The sequence below is a fragment of the Mesorhizobium sp. M0051 genome, from assembly GCF_040323235.1.
Taxonomy (GTDB): Bacteria; Pseudomonadota; Alphaproteobacteria; order Rhizobiales; family Rhizobiaceae; genus Mesorhizobium.
Map to the genome: position 1 here is coordinate 1 of NZ_JAMYUT010000009.1, position 17,414 is coordinate 17,414.

Annotated in this window: 15 protein-coding genes and 2 pseudogenes; 10 read left to right on the forward strand and 7 right to left on the reverse strand. The window is 62.7% G+C overall.

The features are described 5' to 3' along the window. Positions 1-225: 225 nt before the first annotated feature. Together NKJ90_RS11280 and NKJ90_RS11285 are read right to left on the reverse strand one after the other, a co-directional pair. Positions 226-1,230: a cytochrome d ubiquinol oxidase subunit II gene (locus tag NKJ90_RS11280; RefSeq protein WP_352486105.1), complete on the reverse strand. Its 1,005-nt coding sequence runs from the start codon at positions 1,228-1,230 to the stop codon at positions 226-228. A 108-nt stretch (positions 1,231-1,338) separates the two neighbouring features. Beyond that, a complete protein-coding gene (locus NKJ90_RS11285; RefSeq protein ID WP_023762216.1) occupies positions 1,339-2,700 on the reverse strand; it encodes a cytochrome ubiquinol oxidase subunit I in 1,362 nt (453 codons plus the stop codon). Between the two features lie 237 nt (positions 2,701-2,937). On the opposite strand from NKJ90_RS11285, the gene NKJ90_RS11290 reads away from it, so the two are divergent. Then, complete coding sequence (locus NKJ90_RS11290; RefSeq protein ID WP_023762217.1) at positions 2,938-3,864, forward strand: ABC transporter ATP-binding protein; 927 nt, start codon at positions 2,938-2,940, stop codon at positions 3,862-3,864. 14 nt (positions 3,865-3,878) lie between these two features. Beyond that, the gene (locus NKJ90_RS11295) at positions 3,879-4,640 is read left to right on the forward strand and encodes an ABC transporter permease (protein ID WP_031261086.1); all 762 of its coding nucleotides are present in this window, start codon (positions 3,879-3,881) and stop codon (positions 4,638-4,640) included. 31 nt (positions 4,641-4,671) lie between these two features. Here NKJ90_RS11295 and NKJ90_RS11300 read toward each other — a convergent pair whose 3' ends face one another. Next, positions 4,672-5,709 carry a phosphatidylglycerol lysyltransferase domain-containing protein gene (locus tag NKJ90_RS11300; protein WP_352486106.1) on the reverse strand — a complete coding sequence of 346 codons (1,038 nt, stop codon included), beginning with the start codon at positions 5,707-5,709 and terminating at the stop codon, positions 4,672-4,674. A 359-nt stretch (positions 5,710-6,068) separates the two neighbouring features. On the opposite strand from NKJ90_RS11300, the gene NKJ90_RS11305 reads away from it, so the two are divergent. Beyond that, positions 6,069-7,259 carry a flavin-containing monooxygenase gene (locus tag NKJ90_RS11305; RefSeq protein ID WP_023762220.1) on the forward strand — a complete coding sequence of 397 codons (1,191 nt, stop codon included), beginning with the start codon at positions 6,069-6,071 and terminating at the stop codon, positions 7,257-7,259. A 130-nt stretch (positions 7,260-7,389) separates the two neighbouring features. Here NKJ90_RS11305 and NKJ90_RS11310 read toward each other — a convergent pair whose 3' ends face one another. Beyond that, positions 7,390-9,393 (reverse strand): PhoX family protein, encoded by a 2,004-nt coding sequence (locus NKJ90_RS11310; protein WP_023762221.1) that lies wholly within the window; start codon positions 9,391-9,393, stop codon positions 7,390-7,392. Positions 9,394-9,688: 295 nt separating this feature from the next. On the opposite strand from NKJ90_RS11310, the gene NKJ90_RS11315 reads away from it, so the two are divergent. Continuing rightward, complete coding sequence (locus NKJ90_RS11315) at positions 9,689-10,174, forward strand: hypothetical protein (protein WP_031261088.1); 486 nt, start codon at positions 9,689-9,691, stop codon at positions 10,172-10,174. 317 nt (positions 10,175-10,491) lie between these two features. Continuing rightward, positions 10,492-10,980 (forward strand): hypothetical protein, encoded by a 489-nt coding sequence (locus NKJ90_RS11320; RefSeq protein WP_031261090.1) that lies wholly within the window; start codon positions 10,492-10,494, stop codon positions 10,978-10,980. A gap of 75 nt (positions 10,981-11,055) precedes the next feature. Here NKJ90_RS11320 and NKJ90_RS11325 read toward each other — a convergent pair whose 3' ends face one another. Both NKJ90_RS11325 and NKJ90_RS11330 read right to left on the reverse strand, forming a co-directional pair. Continuing rightward, on the reverse strand, positions 11,056-11,712 hold the full coding sequence (locus tag NKJ90_RS11325) for a LuxR C-terminal-related transcriptional regulator (RefSeq protein WP_023762224.1): 657 nt from the start codon (positions 11,710-11,712) through the stop codon (positions 11,056-11,058). Next, complete coding sequence (locus NKJ90_RS11330; RefSeq protein WP_023762225.1) at positions 11,709-13,100, reverse strand: sensor histidine kinase; 1,392 nt, start codon at positions 13,098-13,100, stop codon at positions 11,709-11,711. Before NKJ90_RS11330 ends, NKJ90_RS11325 begins: the two co-directional genes overlap by 4 nt. 172 nt (positions 13,101-13,272) lie before the next feature. Here NKJ90_RS11330 and NKJ90_RS11335 point away from each other — a divergent pair. The 3 genes and pseudogenes from NKJ90_RS11335 (at position 13,273) to NKJ90_RS11345 (ending at position 14,954) form a co-directional block, all read left to right on the forward strand. Then, positions 13,273-13,595: pseudogene (locus NKJ90_RS11335) on the forward strand (hypothetical protein). A 14-nt stretch (positions 13,596-13,609) separates the two neighbouring features. Further along, the gene (locus tag NKJ90_RS11340) at positions 13,610-14,329 is read left to right on the forward strand and encodes a phosphatase PAP2 family protein (RefSeq protein WP_023762227.1); all 720 of its coding nucleotides are present in this window, start codon (positions 13,610-13,612) and stop codon (positions 14,327-14,329) included. 391 nt (positions 14,330-14,720) lie between these two features. After that, positions 14,721-14,954, forward strand: a complete 234-nt coding sequence (locus tag NKJ90_RS11345) for a hypothetical protein (RefSeq protein ID WP_023762229.1) — start codon at positions 14,721-14,723, stop codon at positions 14,952-14,954. A gap of 23 nt (positions 14,955-14,977) precedes the next feature. Here the strand turns inward: NKJ90_RS11345 and NKJ90_RS11350 are convergent. Further along, positions 14,978-15,061: pseudogene (locus NKJ90_RS11350) on the reverse strand (glutathione S-transferase family protein); the annotation flags it as partial. Positions 15,062-15,343: 282 nt separating this feature from the next. On the opposite strand from NKJ90_RS11350, the gene NKJ90_RS11355 reads away from it, so the two are divergent. Together NKJ90_RS11355 and NKJ90_RS11360 are read left to right on the forward strand one after the other, a co-directional pair. Next, positions 15,344-16,000 carry a response regulator gene (locus tag NKJ90_RS11355; RefSeq protein WP_031261093.1) on the forward strand — a complete coding sequence of 219 codons (657 nt, stop codon included), beginning with the start codon at positions 15,344-15,346 and terminating at the stop codon, positions 15,998-16,000. Further along, positions 15,997-17,373 (forward strand): sensor histidine kinase, encoded by a 1,377-nt coding sequence (locus tag NKJ90_RS11360; RefSeq protein WP_023762232.1) that lies wholly within the window; start codon positions 15,997-15,999, stop codon positions 17,371-17,373. Before NKJ90_RS11355 ends, NKJ90_RS11360 begins: the two co-directional genes overlap by 4 nt. Positions 17,374-17,414: the final 41 nt, after the last annotated feature.

Below are 17,414 nucleotides of genomic sequence, written 5' to 3' on the forward strand. Positions count from 1 at the left end.
GGTCCTTTCAGAATCGATTTCCGCACACCACACAAGAGTCCCTTTGTACTCATGTGCGATTCCCCTGCCCTCAAGGGGGGAGATTGGCGGCTCCGGCGCTCTGCACATTCTTGCGACGTCAGAGATCGGCGAAGGCGACTAAACGCGTAATCTCCCCCCTTGAGGGCCCTTGAGGGGGAGATGGCCGGCAGGCCAGAGGGGGGGGCGCCTCGCGCCCCCGTCATCTCAATCATACGTCAAATCCGTCGCCTTGCCGCCGAACACGCGGTAGGCATAGAAGGAATAGAAGATGATGATCGGCAGCACGACCACGGTGCCGGCCAGGATGATGGCCAGACTTTCCGGTGCCGAGGCCGCTTGCCAGATGGTCAGGCGATCGGGCACCACGAAAGGATAGAACGACCAGGCCAGCCCGGCAAAGCCGAGCGCGAAGATCGCGGCCAGCGTCAGGAACGGCGTCAGCGAATGGCGGTCGTCGGGCTTCGGCAGGTGGAATGTCTGCCGCCACAGCCACAGAAACAGCAGCGCCGACAGGATCGGCAGCGGCGACAGATAGAGCATCGAGGGCCAGACGAACCATTTGTCGAAGATGCGCGGGCTGGCGAGGGGCGTTGCCAGCGAGATGGCGACCATGCCGAGCGCGGTCAGCACCAGCGTCGTGCGCAGCCAGCGCACCGCCTTCTTCTGCAACTCGCCCTCGGTCTTGTAGATCACCCAGGCCGCGCCCATCGCCGCGTAGGCCGCGGCCAGGCAGAAAGCCACCAGCACGCCAAACGCCATGCCGCCGAAGCCGACATCGAGGCCGAGCACGTAGACGCCCAGCATATAGCCCTGCGCCAGCGAAGCGATAATGGAACCCAGGAAGAAAATACGGTTCCAGCGGTGCTTGTGCTCGGTCGGCACCTTGGCGCGGAAATCGAAGGCGACGCCGCGCAGGATCAGCCCGACCAGAAGCACGAACACAGGAATGTAGAGCGCGGTCAGGATGACGCCATGCGCCTGCGGGAACGCGACCAGCAGCAGGCCGACGGCCAGCACCAGCCAGGTTTCGTTGGCATCCCAGAACGGGCCGATCGCCGCGATCATCGTGTCCTGCTCGGCATCCTGCGCCGCGGCGAACAGAATGCCGATGCCGAGATCGAAACCGTCGAGAATGACGTAGATCAGGATGGCGAGGCCCATCAGGCCAGCGAAGATGAGGGGGAGCGCGGTTGGCCAGTCGAAGGTCATTGATCTCTCGTCCTTCTCATTACGGCTTCTGTCCTTCGCTATGGCTGCGGGCGTTCGTCATTCGAAAAGCCAAATCGTTGGCTTTTCGTCCACTGCGCGGACCATTCCTCACTCCCCCGCGGCCGGCTGCGACATCGGCGCATTGAGCACGCCCGGCAGCGGCGAATTATCGCCATCCTTCGCCGCCTTCAGCGCCAGGTGCACCAGCACGCCGAGAAAAGCGATCAGCAACAGCACATAGAGGACAAGGTAGATGGCGAGCGTCAGGGCGACATGGCTGCCGGCCACCGGGCCGACCGCATCGGCGGTTTTCAGCACGCCGGTCACCAGCCAGGGCTGGCGGCCGATCTCGGTGGTGTACCAGCCGGCCAGCGTCGCCAGCCAGCCCGACAGTGCCATCGGCACCATCAGCAAAGCGAGCGGCTTCGGCAGGCTGTGCCGACGCTTGAGGAAAAAGGCGGCCGACCACGAGACGAGGAGCATCAGGATGCCGGTTCCGACCATGATGCGAAAGCCCCAGAACACCGGAAACACCGGCGGATGGTTTCCGGGATAGTCGTTGAGGCCCGGCACCACACCGCTGGTCGAGTGCCGCAGCACCAGGCTGGCGCCGTCGGGAATGGCGATCTCGAATTTGTTTTCGCGGGCCGCCTCGTCGGGGAGCGCAAAAAGGACCAGCGGCACGTTGGGGCCGGTGTTCCAGTTGGCTTCCATGGCGGCGATCTTCTGCGGCTGGTGCTCCAGCGTGTTCAACCCATGCTGGTCGCCGGCGAAGATCTGGATCGGGATCAGGATTGCCGCGGTGAAGACACCGGTGCGCAGCGCTTTCCACATCGATTCCGAGCGGTCGCCGTTGAGATAGCGCAGTGCCGACAGGCCCGATATCAGGAATGATACCGTCAGCCCGGAGGCGAGCAGCATATGGGTCAGCCGGTAGGGCATCGATGGGTTGAAGAGGATCGCCCACCAGTCGACGGCATGCGCCACGCCATCGCGGATCTCGAAGCCGGCCGGTGTCTGCATCCAGGAATTGAGCGCGATGATCCAGAAGGCCGAGACGGTGGTGCCGCCCGCCACCAGCACCGTCGCCAGCGTGTGGATGCGGTTGGAGACGCGGCGGAAGCCGAACAGCATGATGCCGAGGAAGGCCGCTTCGAGGAAGAAAGCGGTGAGGATTTCGTACGCCAGCAGCGGTCCGGCGATGTTGCCGACCGTTTTCATATAGCCCGGCCAGTTGGTGCCGAACTGGAAGCTCATGGTGACGCCCGACACGACGCCCATGGCGAACGACAGCGCGAACACCTTCACCCACGTGAAATAGGCGCGCATCCAAGCGGAATCATTCGTCGCGTTGTAGCGCAGCTTGAAGAACAGCAGCACCCAGCCAAGCGCAATGGTGATCGTCGGAAACAGGATGTGGAACGAGATATTCGCGCCGAATTGCATGCGCGACAGGACGAGCGGGTCCATGGTGGGCTCCGGCTGCTACGAATGCCTGGAAGAATAGGGCGCGAGCCGTGCCCGGTCAAAGCGGCGTCGCGTCACGCAGGGCGGAACGCCGCAGGGCCCCCGATATGGCCTCGGCGTCCCCGGCCCCGACGCCCGCAATCGTTGTCGAGAACTGTCAGCAACGGCATTGACTTGCAGTTGCATGGGACGACATTCGGCCTATATCAGGGAACCTCTTTCAAGCAGCCGTTTTCAGCCATGTCTTCCATCCTGTCTATTTCCGGGGTCTCCAAGACCTACGCTACTGGTTTCACCGCGCTCAAGGAGGTCAATCTCGACATCCAGCGTGGCGAGATATTTGCGCTGCTTGGGCCCAACGGCGCCGGCAAGACGACCCTGATCTCGATCGTTTGCGGCATCGTCAACCGCTCGTCGGGCACCGTCACAGTCGACGGTCATGACATCAACAGGGATTATCGCGCCGCGCGCAGCCTGATAGGGTTGGTGCCGCAGGAGCTGACCATCGACGCCTTCGAGAGCGTCTGGGCGACGGTCAACTACAGCCGTGGCCTGTTCGGCAGGCCGGCCAACGCGGCCTTCGTAGAGAAGGTGCTGCGCGACCTGTCGCTGTGGGACAAGAAGGACGCTAAGGCGATCACCCTGTCGGGCGGCATGAAGCGCCGGCTGATGATCGCCAAGGCGCTGTCGCATGAGCCGCGGATCCTGTTCCTCGACGAGCCGACCGCCGGGGTCGATGTCGAGTTGCGCCAGGACATGTGGGCGATGGTGCGCCGGCTGCGCGAGGACGGCGTCACCATCATCCTAACCACGCATTACATCGAGGAAGCCGAGGCGATGGCCGACCGCGTCGGCGTCATCAACCGCGGCGAGATCATCCTCGTCGAGAACAAGGCCGAACTGATGCGCAAGCTCGGCCGCAAGCGGCTGGTGCTTGAACTGCGCAATCCGCTGCCCGCAATTCCGGAAGCGTTCTCGCACTACGCGCTGGAGCTGTCGGGCGATGGCGGGCAGCTGACCTACACCTACGACAACCAGGCCGAGCGGCCGGGCGTCGCCTCGCTCATCCGCGACCTCGAGGCGGGCGGCATCCAGTTCCGTGACATCGACACGCAAAACAGTTCGCTCGAGGAGATCTTCGTCAACCTGGTGAGAAGAGAGCCATGAACCTGCCCACGGCCATGAATCTACGTGCAGTATGGGCGATCTACCGTGTGGAAATGGCGCGTGCCTTCCGCACCGTGCTGCAAAGCATCGTCTCGCCGGTCATCTCGACATCGCTGTATTTCGTCGTCTTCGGCTCGGCCATCGGCTCGCGCATCACCGAGATCGACGGCATCAGCTACGGCGCCTTCATCGTGCCGGGCCTGATTATGCTGTCGCTGTTGACGCAGTCGATCTCCAACGCCTCCTTTGCCATCTACTTCCCGAAATTCGTCGGCTCGATCTACGAATTGCTGTCGGCGCCGGTCTCCTATCTGGAGATCGTCATCGCCTATGTCGGCGGTGCCGCGACCAAGTCGATCATCCTCGGCCTTATCATCCTGGCGACGGCGTCGCTGTTCGTGCCGCTCACCATCCTGCACCCGTTCTGGATGGTCGCCTTCCTGGTGCTGACGGCGGTGACCTTCAGCCTGTTCGGCTTCATCATCGGCATCTGGGCCAAGAGTTTCGAGCAGTTGCAGCTGGTACCGCTGCTGATCATCACGCCGCTGACCTTCCTCGGCGGCAGCTTCTATTCGATCAACATGCTGCCCGGCATATGGCGCACGGTGACGCTGTTCAACCCGGTCGTCTATTTGATCAGCGGCTTCCGCTGGAGCTTCTACGGCAAGTCCGACGTCTCGGTCGGCATCAGCCTCGGCATGACGGTCGTCTTCCTGGCCATCTGCATAACGATCGTCGCCTGGATATTCAGGACGGGTTACCGGCTGAGAAACTGAGCGGCGAAAGTATACTGAGCCGCAGGCAGGTCTAGATCGCCTTGACCAGCCGCAGCAACCCCAGCATCTCGACATGCGTCCCCTTGCGGAAGGCGATGTAGACCGGCTCCTCGACACCATGGAAACGGCGCTTGAATGCCGCCTGGCCTTGCAGGTTGAACCTGCGGCGGTTGACCCAGGCAGAGTCGTAGGCGCGCTGAAAAGTGTTGCGCCAGAAGTCGCTCTCGGCAAATCCGCTCGGCCCGATGTCGACGAGCGGCGACAAGCCAAGCGTGACCACCGATATGCCCTCTTCGCGAAAGCGGTCGACGGCGAACTTGGTCAGGCCGATCTCGGCATGCGGCGAGGCATCGATATGCTTGCGCTTGAAGGCGGTGGTGTAGCCGATGACCTTGCCGTCGCGATACAACGGGTCGAAGTCGAGCAAGGCGACCAGCTCGCCATTGGGACCATGCAGGACGAAACGGCGCATATCGGTGCCCAGATGGTCGGCGAACGGGCGGTTGAGAAAGCCCATTTCCCTACGCTTGACGATGCGGTCGCCGCGCCAGTTGTCGGAAAGCCGGGCGATCTCGTCGAGGTGGATCGTGCGCTTGTCCTCTTCGAACGAGAAGCCCTTCTTTAACAGCCAGCGCTCGGAGTAGCGCACGGTCTCGTTGCGCCTTCCGGAAAAATCATGATCAGGCAGGGTGAGGCGGGTATCGATGCCGAGCCGATTGACCTTGTAGCCGAGCCCGGCCAGCACGCGCGCGGTCTCCTCGCCGATCTGCACGAACCACGGGCTGCCGCCGGTCTCGACGAAGCGTCTGATGTAGTCGGGCCGCAGCGTTGGAGCCGCCACCGGATCGCCCAGTGCGAAATGATGCTTCATCTTGGTGCCGAAGGCGATGTAGCCGTCGGAGTCGCCGAAATAGGAAAGCTTGTTTTGAACGGCGCTTGAATAGGCGAGCGAGAAGTCGCCATGGCGGCGAACCAGCGCCAGGCGCTCGACATGCGTCAGCTCCTGCCGCGCCACCTTGGGTGCGGCGCCCTCGAGGATTTTGTCGAAATAGATCCGCAAGGAGGGCATGGCCGAGATTCCGCGTGCCGCCACAGCGCCGTGCGTTCAAGACGCGCAAAGGTGCTGTAACACTTTGATTCTGCGCATGACCTCGAAAACCGAACCCTGACTCCGGGCATGCGCGTGAAGATGACAAAGACCAGCCAGCCCCCCAAGGCCTCGAATCAATCACATTGCCGCGACCTGATTACCGCTGATATCGCGCATATGCCATATAGAGCGCAACCGCGGCCCAATGGATGGCTCGAAAATCGTATATGGCTCGAAAATCGGCAGCAGTTTGTTGTATGGATACTGCGCGGGGTCAAACGGTTACAGTGTTCTGCGAGCCATGCGGAAGGACGGGTCGAATGGGGATTCGAGGGTGAATGACTGATACGACAATCCGGTCGGTTGCGGACCTGCCGATAACGGTCGAGCCGGCAATCGTCGTCGGCGCCGGTGTTGCCGGATTGGTCGCGGCGCATGCCCTGATGAATGCTGGCGTGCCGACGGCGATCCTGGAAAAGGAAAGCCGGCTGGCCGAGCCCTGGCACCGGCGGCACCAGCAGTTGCATCTCAACACCCACCGCGATCTCTCTTCGCTGCCCGGCCTTGCCTATCCCCCCGGCACGCCTGCTTTTCCGCAAAGGACGGCCGTCATCCGCCATATGAATGATTTCAGTGGGGAGAACCAGCTGCCGGTGCAGTTTGGCGTCGCTGTCGAAGAGATCACCTTCAAGGGCGATCATTGGGCGTTGCGGACCAGCGCCGGACTGCGCCTTGCGCGCAATGTCGTCATTGCCACTGGCCGCGACAGGTTGCCATTCATTCCCGAATGGAAAGGCATGAAGGATTTCGCCGGCCGCATCATCCATTCGGCGGATTTCGGCGACGCGCAGGGCTATGCGAGCCAAAAAGTGCTGGTCGTAGGCGCCGGCAATTCGGGTTTCGACGCGCTCAATCATCTGGCCGGCATAGCCACGGCAGCCATCTGGCTGTCGGCCCGCAACGGCCCCGCTTTGCTGCCCAAGCGGATCAGCAAGATCGCCGTGCATAGGCTTTCGCCGCTCATGGCGCGCTTGCCGTTGCGGATCGCCGATGCGGTGATGGCAGCAACGCAGCGCCTGGTCTTCGGCGACCTGACCAAATTCGGCCTTCCGCCAGCGCCCTCGGGCGGCGCCAGCCGGTTGACCTCGGACTACACAGCGATCGCCGCCGACGACGGCGCCGTCAGCGCCATCAAATCGGGCAAGATCACCGTGGTGCCGGCCATACGGGAATTCACCCGCGACGGCGTGATATTGGCCAATGGCAGCCTGGTCTATCCCGACATCGTCATTGCCGCGACGGGCTATCGCACCGGGCTGGAGCCCATGGTCGGCAAGCTCGGCGTGCTCGACGGCAAGGGCGTTCCGCTCTTCAATGGCGGCCAATCCGATCCGAAATTCCCCGGCCTGTGGTTCACCGGCATGCGGCCAAGCATTCGCGGCTGTTTCGCCAATGCCGGCATCCTGGCCAAGGCGATCGCCAAACGGATTGCAGGTGCCGCTGGCGCCTCATCCGGTGCCTCACGCTGATTTCGGTTCGAGCCGCCGGGACTCGACGACCTCAATCATCAAGTCCTCCTCGACCATTCCGGCATTGTGCATGGAAACAAAGACCTAAAGCGCGTCGCATGGATCCATTTCGACGCGACGCGCTTTAATATCAGACCGCGATCTTGCCGCCGCCCTGTCTGGTGATCGCGACCACCGCCGGCCGCACTGGCATGTCGGGCTTGAAGTCGGGCCAGCGCGTCGACAGGTCCTCGTAATAGGACGGGCGGCCGAACGGCTCCCAGTCCTCGCCGCCGTCGCCCGGATGCTGGACGGCGACAAAGGCAGTCTGGTCGTCGGGCGCGAACAGCGGGCCGCACATTTCGGCGCCGATCGGCACGCGGAAGAACAGTTTCGAGGTCGCCCGCGCCAAGCCTTCGGTGTCGACCGCCCACAGGCCGTCGGTGCGGCCGGTGGCTTTCGGGCCCTGGCCGTCGGTGGCCACCCATAGGCGCCCAGCCGAATCGACCGCGCAATTGTCGGGCATGCCGAACCAGCCATTGGCCGTCGTTGCCGTCGAGAAGGTGGCGCCGACATCGGCCACCGAGGGATCGCCGCATTTCAAAAGCACTTCCCACTTGCCCTTGGTGGCAGTGAAATCGCCGCCATCCTCCGATATCTCGATGATGTGGCCGAAGGTGTTTTCGGCGCGCGGGTTGGCGGCATCGACCTGGTCGGCCTTGCGCTTCGAATTGTTGGTCAGCATGACATAGACCTTTCCGTTGACACCATTGGGCTGGATGTCTTCGGGGCGGTCCATCTTGGTGGCGCCGAGCAGGTCGGCGGCGCGCCGTGTCTCGATCAGCACGTCGGCCTGGCTGGCAAAGCCGTTTTCGGTCGTCAGCGGCGCCTGGCCGAAGACGATCGGCAGCCATTCGACCGAACCGTCCTCGGCGAACTTGGCGACATGCAGCGTGCCGTCGTCGAGCAGATCCTTGTTGGCGGCATGGTCGTTCGGATCGAACGTACCCTTGGTGACGAATTTGTAGACATAGTCGAAGCGCTCGTCGTCGCCGAGATAGAAGACGACGCGGCCATCTTTGGCGACGATCGATTCGGCGCCCTCGTGCTTGAAGCGGCCCATGGCGGTGCGCTTCCTCGGCGTCGAGGTCGGGTCGTTGACATCGACCTCGACGATCCAGCCGAAGCGATTGGCCTCGTTGGGCTCCTTGGCAAGGTCGAAACGGTCGTAATGTGCGGCCCACTCATAGGCGCCTTCGGGAATGCCCAGGCGTTTGTAGTTGGCGGCCTCCTTGTGGCCCTCCGGCAGGTCGCCGGAGAAATAGCCGTGGATGTTCTCCTCGGCCATCACATAGGTGCCCCAGGGGGTGACACCGCCGGCGCAGTTGTTGAACGTGCCGAACACCTTGGTGCCGGACGGGTCGGCATTGGTCTTGACGCGGTCGTGGCCGGCGACCGGACCGGACAGCGCCATTTCGGTGTTGGAGGTGATGCGGCGGTTGAGCTTGCCGTCGCGCACCACCTGCCATTTGCCCGAGACCTTGCGGATCTCGACGATGGTGCCGCCGTGGGCTGCCATCTCGACATCGACCTGCTCCTTAGAGAGCGGTGCGACCTCGGCCGACTTCTTGCCGTCCTTGTCGACGATCCTGACGATGCCCGGGAACATCAGATGCGGGTTGGTGTATTCGTGGTTGACGACCAGCAGGCCGTGTTCGGCCGAACCGTCGATCGGGAGATAGCCGACATAGTCGTTGTTGTAGCCGAATTGTTTCGCCTGCGCCTGCGCCGACTGTTTCGTCGGGTCGAACTCCGGTGAATCGGCAAACAGCGGATCGCCCCAGCGTAACAGCACATCGGCGTCGTAGCCGGGTGCAACATGGTGCTTGTCGTCGATGCCGGCCTCCAACTCGTCGAACGCGAAGGCGGAGCCTTCTGCGGCCCGGGCCTCGTCCGCACTGACCAGCGCCAGCGGACTAACGGTTGCGGCGATGGCCGAGACGGCCAGTGAACCTTTGAGGAAGCCACGGCGCGAGAACCGCGCGGCGATGATCTCGCCCATGGTGCGGTTGTCCGTAGGGTTGGTTGCGGGGCCGTCGTTTTCCTCGAGCAGGCTGGTGCGGAATCGGGCGTCGGGGGAGCGTTTTTCGGTCATTTGGGACTTGCCTCTGGCTTTGGGCGATGGCTGGAGCGTGTTGCCTGTTTAACCCCTTATAGCCGGTCGATCACATTTTCGTGACATCTCCAGTCGCTTTCACCGGATTTCACGACCCGCCAGCCGACCCTTTTCGCAACCGAGCGACGCGAGGGACCAAAGTCCTGCTCAGGCCGAGCAAAGGTCCCTGTCGGCGCGGCATTGGTCGTGGGCCCCCTATGCCAAGGCCACTATGCCGGCAATAGTCGGCCGCTTGCCAAAGCCGGCATCGGCCTGATGTATAGGAGGATCCGTGATGCGCGGATCGACCCCCGCCCGCTTTCGTTGGCTGGCTCTGAGAGCAACATCGGCATTGGCGCTGGCTGTCGCCCCCTATCAACTCGCCTTCAACGGCTCCGCGCCCGGCCTCATTGCCGCAGCCGCACACGCCAAGGATAGCGGACATGATGGTGGCGCTGGTGGAAGCGGCGGAAGCGGCGGCAGCGGAAACAGCGGCAATTCCGGGTCTGGTGGCGGCGACGACGGCGCCAGCAACGATCATAGCGCCACCGACAATTCCGGATCCGGAAAAAGCCAAAACGATGGCGGAGCCGGCCATCATGTCAACGCGGCCACTGGCGACAAGGTTGACGTGGATCGCAACAAGATCGAGGTACAGCATCCCGATGGCACCACCGAAGAGATCGCGAACGGCCGTTTCGAGATGAAGGATGCGCTCGGCCGAACGATCGTCGAACGTGCAGCGACGGCGCGCGATTACAGTCGTCTTCAGGCTTTGTGAGGCAGGCCACCCAGGCAACGGCCTGCTTCGCAGTCACCTCCGCCGCCCCCGGCGGAGGTGACTTGATGTTCGGCGTTTGCCGTCGTCAGGCATCATGGAAACCCAGTATCCCGCTCGACGATGGCGATCGCGGCGCCGTTCATACAAAGCTAATATAGCATGCGATTAGGACTTTAGTCCAATCTTGCGCTTGCAAAGGTCCTGGGTGACAACGGCAACGGTCGGCGGTCGCTTCCGGGCACCGCGTCTTTCGGCGATGTTGGTTGCAACTGCAACGTTGAGGGTGGGCGCGCCGGGCTCAATCGACGGAGATCAGGATGCACAGATCGCTCACAACGCCTTGTTGCCGGCTTGCGCTTAGATCCGCGGCTGCGCTGGCGTTGACCATCGCTCCCTATCAAATTGCCTTCCACGGCTCCGTACCCGCGATTTACGGCGCCAGCGCACAGGCCGGCAAGGGTGGCGGCAACGGCGGCGGCGGTGGAAACGGCGGTGGCGGAAATGGCGGCGGCGGCAATAGCGGTAGCAGTGGCGGCAACAGCAGCAGCAGCAGCGGGAATGGCAACAGTGGCAATGCCGGCAAGTCGGGTGCCAACAAGGGTAAGAACGGCAACAGCGCGAGCCATGTCAATGCAACGACCGGCGACGAGGTCGACGTGACAGGCAACAAGATCACGATCCGGCATCCCGACGGCATAACGGAAAAGCTCGAGAACGGTCGTTTCAGGATGGAGGATGCGCTCGGTCGCACGATCATCGACCGCCGGGCCACACCAGCCGACGTCGGCCGTCTCAAGGCCTTGTGAAGCCGACCAACAGGCAACGGCCGGCCTCACACGTCACCTCCGTCGCCCCCGGCGGAGGTGACCTCGTTTGGGGGTTTAAGACTGGTTGCGGTCGCGCAGCTCACGCATCATCAAAGCCGCTTCGGTGCGGTTGCGCACATTGAGTTTCGACAGCACCCCGGTCATGTGATGCTTGACGGTCTTCTCCTGCAGCTCCAGCCGCAACGCGACTTCCTTGTTGCTTAGCCCCTCCGCCACCAGCCGCAGAATTTCCGTCTGCCGTTCCGTGAGTTGCCGCAGCCGGTCCGCATTGCCGTTGGTCGGATGCTGGGACTGGAGATCCGAAAGCAGGCGAGCCGAGAGCGTCGGCGAAAGATAGCTTTCGCCGGCCGCCACGCTGCGCAGGATATCGGCAAGCGCGCGCGATCCGATGCCTTTGAGCACATAGCCGCACACCCCTGCATTCAGGGCCATGGTCACATCGGCATTGGCCTCCGAAACGGTCAGCATGACTATCTTCTGGGCGGGATGGCCGGCGAGGATCCCCGCAACCGCGGCCAGGCCGCCGCCCGGCATCGAAATATCGAGCAGCAATATGTCCGGCCGAACGGTCGAGACGATGCGTTCGGCATCCTGCGCCGTGGCACCCTCGCCAACCATATCGAAGCCTCCGATCTCCGATAGGCTGCGCGTCACACCTTCGCGGAAGAGGGGATGATCGTCGACAATGGCGATGCGAATGACACCAGTCATGCTTGCTCCTCGACCGATAGACGGATTACCAGACGCGTGCCTTGCGGCCCGGTCAAGGTTTCAAACTGGCCGCCAATGCTTTCGACCCGCTCTCTGAGGCCGGCGAGCCCGAGGCCCTCGTCCCGTGCCGGATCGAAGCCTGGCCCGGCATCCGATACTTCAACGTAAAGCCTGCCACCCTTCATTCCGGCACTCACCGCCTGATCCTTGCCTCGCGCGTGGCGATAGGCGTTGTTCAGCCCTTCCTGCACGAACCGATAGATACTGATCTTCTCCGACGCGCCGGGCTCTGGCAACTGTCCGGCCAGCGTGAGGGTCACGGACGTTCCCGTCCTCAGCTGGTGTTCGTTGACCGCCAGCCGCAGAATGTCGTTTGCGGCAGCCGTCTCGATCTGCGGCAGGACGAGGCCGGTGCAGATACCGCGTATCTCGCGCAACGCATCCTCCAGTGTCTTGCGGATCATTGCGACCTCGGTGGAGCGGCTTTCGCCCGAATGGCCATCGCCGGAAAACACCGGACTATCCATGCGCAGCGCCGCCAGGGCCACGAGTTGTGCCGGACCGTCATGCAGATCGGCGCCGATTCGGCGCAAATACCTTTCGTTGAGCGCGGTGGCGCGACGGGACGCCCGCTGCACGCGCACTCGCAAGGCGCTGTTCTGCGTCACCAGGCCCTGCAGCTCCGACACCTGGCGGCGCAGCGCCCCGCGCTGATCGTCGATGGTGCGGCTGCCGCGCAGGACGATGCCCGACAGGAGCAGGAAGGCCGCCAGCGTCGCGCCGGCGACGATCAGCCAGCTTGACCACAAAGCGGAAGCCAGCGTGGCTTTGAAGTCGTCGGCGATCTCATAGAATTCGGTGACTGCCACCACCTCGCCGGACCACGGCTCGCGCACGGGATTGTAGATCTCCAGCAATGGCAGGCCGGAAGCCTTCTCCTCACCTTCACTATCATCGAACGTATTGAATTCGGCGACGACACTGCCTTTGAAGGCGGAACGCAGATTGTCGCTCGGATCGAAGCGGCGGCCGATCAGCGCCGTCTCCTTGGCGTAGAGAACCGTGCCGTCACGGCTCCAGAGCTTGAAAGATACGAGGCGCTTGCCGAGCGCGCCCTGGCCAAGCGTCTCGTCTAGCGCCTGCTTGACGGAGTCGCTGAGCTTCTGTTGCTTGCGCAGGTCCGGGAGCAGGGGCGCAATCACGCTGTCGACATACAGCGCCGTCGTGGCGGCCGAATTGCGGATGACGCCATCCCGGATCTGACCCGTCACCCAGGCTCCCACCACCAGCATGACGGCCAGCAGGCCAAAGCCACCGGCAACGACGAATTGCAGGGCAAGGGAAAGCTCGCTCCAGCGCCGCGCCAAGTTTTGAACAATACGAATCATGAGCCCCTGACCGCCCTTCAATGATAGGCTGGGCGATTTCAATACATTGGGCTTCCGCCTTGCTGTTGCCAAGGCCTACGTTCGGTCGAGGTCGCTTGACGTCCCGGCACGCTTCGGAAACAACGTCCGCGAACTCACGCGGCGGGAGCTGCTTCGAGAGGGGGATGAAACATTGAGTCTTTCGGGATTGCTTCAGCTCGGCTTTTCGACGGTCATCTTCCTGCTGGCGGCCACCGCCGCCAAACAGTGGGGCCTTGCGCCGAGCCTTGGCAAGATCCTGCTGACGCTGGCGCTCTATTCCTTGGGCAATCTGATCATGCTGCGGCTGATCCGCGAATTCGGCATGTCGGTGTCATTCAGCTGGTTTCAGTGAATGCCGTCGCACTGGTCTTCTTCGGCGAGCGCGTCAACGCGTTGCAGGCCACCGGCATCATTCTGGCAATCGCAGCCGTGGCACTGATCACGCTCGGACCCTATCTACAAGGCCGATTGTAACGGGCGAATTGCCGATGAAGAACGCCGCGAACGCTCTGCTCAACCGTGTCGAATTCCCGGTGCTTCTGGCCGGTCTGGTCATCGCCGCCGGCCTGTGGGGGCTCGAGGAATTGATCGAGGTGGCGCGGGCCGCCACGCCGCACGCTTTCGACACCGAAATCCTGCTCGCGTTCCGCAAGGCAGGCCAGCCCGACAGTCCGATCGGTCCGCCCTGGCTGGAGGGGGCGATGCGCGACATCACCAGCCTGGGCAGCGGCAGCGTGGTGGTGCTGATCGTAGCAGCGGCAATTTTTTATCTCTTGCTTATCCGCAGGCCAGCGACCGCCCTTTTCGTCTTTGTGGCGGTGGCCGGTGGTCAGGTGCTGTCCAGCCTGCTGAAGGCTGGCATCGACCGGCCCCGCCCTGAACTCGTCTCGCATCTCGCCAACGAAACAACGCTGTCTTTTCCGAGCGGCCACGCCATGCTGTCGGCGGTGACGTATCTGACGCTCGGCGCGCTGGCAGCGCGCTTTCTGCCTGGGCGAACGACGAAGATCTATGTGTTGTCGCTGGCGGTGCTGACGACGCTGCTGGTCGGCATCAGCCGCGTCTACCTCGGTGTGCACTGGCCGTCGGATGTGCTGGCCGGCTGGTGCGCCGGCTTCGCCTGGGCGATGCTGTGCTGGCTCGCTGCCCGTACATGGCAGCGGTGGCGCGGGCAGCGCCCGAACGGCGACGAGGAGACTGGAGACTAGAGCCGGGAGACTAGATCAGCCGGTTGATCAGCCCATGCCCGCAACCCGTTAGCAGGAAAACCACCGACAGCAAGCATGCCGATGTCGTGAAGGTCTTGAAAATAGCCAACCGCGTTATCCCCCTGCCCGTTTGGAACACCCTAACGCGCAATCCTCGGGAAGTATCCTGAAAAATGGCTGCTGGTGATTGGACGCTAAGAACTCGATGACCAGCAGCGCGCCAGCGAGGCTGCAACGGTCGCCAATGGTTGGTATCTATCTTTGCACTTCGAGCGACACCGTCGTCGCTTGCAAAACCCGGGCGCTGTGCACTGACGGTCTCATCGGTATCGGCGGCGCCGCGAATCTGTGGTAAGCCGCCGCCCGCCTAACCAACCAAAGGACGACCCCTGTGAGCGAACTGACCGTGGCCGAAGCGATCGAATGCATCTATGCCTCGCTCCGGGCGGATAATGCCGACCTCGACGTACATATCGCGAGCCTTAAGGCAGCGCTGGCACGAGAGGGAACAAAACAGGCGGTGTTCGTTCCGACCAAGCTGGCGCAGAACAACCGCTCGGGCCGCAAGTTGATGCAGGCCTATTTTCGGCAGCACGGCGTGAGCGTCAGGTTCTCGGATCAGTAGAACCGCGCGGGTTGAAGGTCGGCCACTTTTTCGAGCGCCCCGCTGACACGCATGTCACGGGCCTGCCTCTTGCCGCGGTCGGGCGACCGTTCAAAGGCCGTGATGATGGCGGATTATTGGGGCCTTCGGGTGATGCATGACGCTGTCGAGGTTGGGTGCGTGATCATTCTCATGGTCAGGTACTTACCTCGTTTTCTCTAGCCATGGGGTTTCGCGGGCCGAACCTGACGGTCGCGGCCGCATCGCCGGACCTCCTCTCGCTTGCTCTCGCAACCGTGACGAGACGCCCCGCCCGCAACCTGATTTTGCCCGCAAAATGCCGCGATGGCGTCCTTGGGTCAAAATCGGTTCGGGAATTCAGGCGATTCACCGCAACGGAAAGGCATCGCATGCGGCTGCTTCTGGTTGAGGACGATTTGATCCTCGGCTCTTCGCTGAAGAAGGCTCTCGAAAAGCATGCCTATGGGGTGGACTGGATGAAGGATGGCGAGGCTGCGATCGCGGGGCTCGAGGACCTCGTCTTCGATGTGGTCGTGCTCGACGTCAACCTGCCTGGGGTGAACGGGATTGAGGTCCTGCGCTCGGCGCGGAAGAATCGCAATGCCGTGCCGATTCTTCTGCTTACCGCCCGTGATACGTCCCTGCAGAAGGTCGAAGGGCTTGACAACGGAGCCGACGACTATCTGGTGAAGCCGTTCGATCTCGACGAATTGCTGGCACGGTTGCGCGCCCTCATGCGCCGGCGGGAGGGCCGCACCGAGATCATCCTGAAAAGCGGCCCTATCGAAATGGATCCGGCGGCAATGGTAGTGCGCGGCGCCGAGGGCCAGATCGCGATGACCGCCAAGGAATTCCGGCTGCTCAAGCTCCTGATGGAGCGGGCGGGCAAATACGTCACCAAGAGCGACATCGAATACGCGCTCTACAGCGCCGACAGCGCGGTGGAAAGCAACACGACCGAGGTCATCATCTACAATCTGCGCAGAAAGCTCGGCGCCGACTTCATCCGCTCCATCCGGGGCGTCGGCTACATGATCGAGTCATGAGGCGCCTGACCCTTACCTGGAAGCTCTTTCTGCGGATAACGCCGACGATCCTCGTCGCCATCGCAGTCATCGGGGTCCTCGCCTTCCGCTCAGCCAGGCGCGAGATCGACAACATCTACGACGCCAAGCTGATCAATGACGCCAACGTTCTCTGGACGCTGCTGGAACATCAGATCGAGGAGCCGGGCAACCACCCGCCCAGGCAGGTCAAGGATATGGACTTTGCGATGGGCAACCAGCTCGCCATGAACGATCAGGCGGACGACTATGCCGACGCGCACGTATTTCGCCTGTGGAAGGACGGCAGGATCCGTATCTTTACCAACGGCGCCTTCCCCGAGAGTGTTCCAGTCCAAAGGGCCGGCTTCACCGAGCTGAATTATGCCAACGAGCGATGGCTCGTCTATTCGCTGCCGATCCCGAACACCGGCATCGTCGTGGAAGTCGGCGAAAAGCGAGCCCTTCGCGACACGCTGGTGTCGAACATCATGCTCAATCTGTTCTTTCCGCTGCTGGTGTTGGTGCCGGTCATCGGGCTGCTGGTTTGGTATGGCATCAGCAACGGCCTGGGACCCATTCACGGCCTGGTCCGCCAGATCCGCAGCCGTTCGCCCGACGACCTCTCCGTCATCGCGATCGATGCGTTGCCGCGCGACCTGCATCCGTTGGGCATGTCGGTGAACCAGTTGCTCAGCAAGCTCGACCGGTCGCTGACGGCGGAAAGGCGCTTCGCCGACCAGGCGGCGCACCAGCTGCGAACGCCTCATGCCGGGATAAAGCTTTTGCTGCAGATGCTGGCGCATGCCGACAGCGAAACGGAGCGGGAGACGATCCTCGCCGACCTGACGGCCAGCAACGACAAGGCCACCCGTCTCGTCAAGCAGATGCTGGAGGCGGCGCGCATCAGCCATCAGCCGGTCGAGCTGAGAGTGGTCCGGCTCTATGATGTCACCGCGTCGGTGATCGCCGAGTTCGGCACGATCATCACGCTCAAGCGACATGATGTCTCGCTCGACGGAGACGAGGCGGCCGAGGTCAAAACGGACGAACCCATGCTTCGCCTGTTGATAGGCAATCTGATCGACAATGCGATCAAGTACACACCGGCTGGCGGGAAAATCAAGGTCTCGATCTCGCCTGAACCCGGCGCCTGGACGCTTTCAATCACCGACAGCGGCCCAGGCATCGCCCCTCAGCATCGCGAGGCGGTATTCCGCCGGTTTTATCGCGTGAATGTGCCCGAAGTGGAAGGAAGCGGACTGGGCCTCGCCATCGTCTCGGGCATCGTCGAGCGCCTTTCCGCGAACATCGCCCTCAGCACGCCTTCGCCCGGCGGTGGCCTTCACGTCGCGGTCACGTTGCGGCAAGCCTGAAGTTACAACCCTGCTGATCGGCTCAGCGTGAGGCTTCGGCT

What these genes read in the sequence shown, in the direction of transcription:
- NKJ90_RS11280 (WP_352486105.1), bottom strand. Translation starts at nt 1,230, where the DNA reads ATGACCTTCGACTGGCCAACCGCGCTCCCCCTCATCTTCGCTGGCCTG.
- NKJ90_RS11285 (WP_023762216.1), bottom strand. Translation starts at nt 2,700, where the DNA reads ATGGACCCGCTCGTCCTGTCGCGCATGCAATTCGGCGCGAATATCTCG.
- NKJ90_RS11290 (WP_023762217.1), top strand. Translation starts at nt 2,938, where the DNA reads ATGTCTTCCATCCTGTCTATTTCCGGGGTCTCCAAGACCTACGCTACT.
- NKJ90_RS11295 (WP_031261086.1), top strand. Translation starts at nt 3,879, where the DNA reads ATGAATCTACGTGCAGTATGGGCGATCTACCGTGTGGAAATGGCGCGT.
- NKJ90_RS11300 (WP_352486106.1), bottom strand. Translation starts at nt 5,709, where the DNA reads ATGCCCTCCTTGCGGATCTATTTCGACAAAATCCTCGAGGGCGCCGCA.
- NKJ90_RS11305 (WP_023762220.1), top strand. Translation starts at nt 6,069, where the DNA reads ATGACTGATACGACAATCCGGTCGGTTGCGGACCTGCCGATAACGGTC.
- NKJ90_RS11310 (WP_023762221.1), bottom strand. Translation starts at nt 9,393, where the DNA reads ATGACCGAAAAACGCTCCCCCGACGCCCGATTCCGCACCAGCCTGCTC.
- NKJ90_RS11315 (WP_031261088.1), top strand. Translation starts at nt 9,689, where the DNA reads ATGCGCGGATCGACCCCCGCCCGCTTTCGTTGGCTGGCTCTGAGAGCA.
- NKJ90_RS11320 (WP_031261090.1), top strand. Translation starts at nt 10,492, where the DNA reads ATGCACAGATCGCTCACAACGCCTTGTTGCCGGCTTGCGCTTAGATCC.
- NKJ90_RS11325 (WP_023762224.1), bottom strand. Translation starts at nt 11,712, where the DNA reads ATGACTGGTGTCATTCGCATCGCCATTGTCGACGATCATCCCCTCTTC.
- NKJ90_RS11330 (WP_023762225.1), bottom strand. Translation starts at nt 13,100, where the DNA reads ATGATTCGTATTGTTCAAAACTTGGCGCGGCGCTGGAGCGAGCTTTCC.
- NKJ90_RS11340 (WP_023762227.1), top strand. Translation starts at nt 13,610, where the DNA reads ATGAAGAACGCCGCGAACGCTCTGCTCAACCGTGTCGAATTCCCGGTG.
- NKJ90_RS11355 (WP_031261093.1), top strand. Translation starts at nt 15,344, where the DNA reads ATGCGGCTGCTTCTGGTTGAGGACGATTTGATCCTCGGCTCTTCGCTG.
- NKJ90_RS11360 (WP_023762232.1), top strand. Translation starts at nt 15,997, where the DNA reads ATGAGGCGCCTGACCCTTACCTGGAAGCTCTTTCTGCGGATAACGCCG.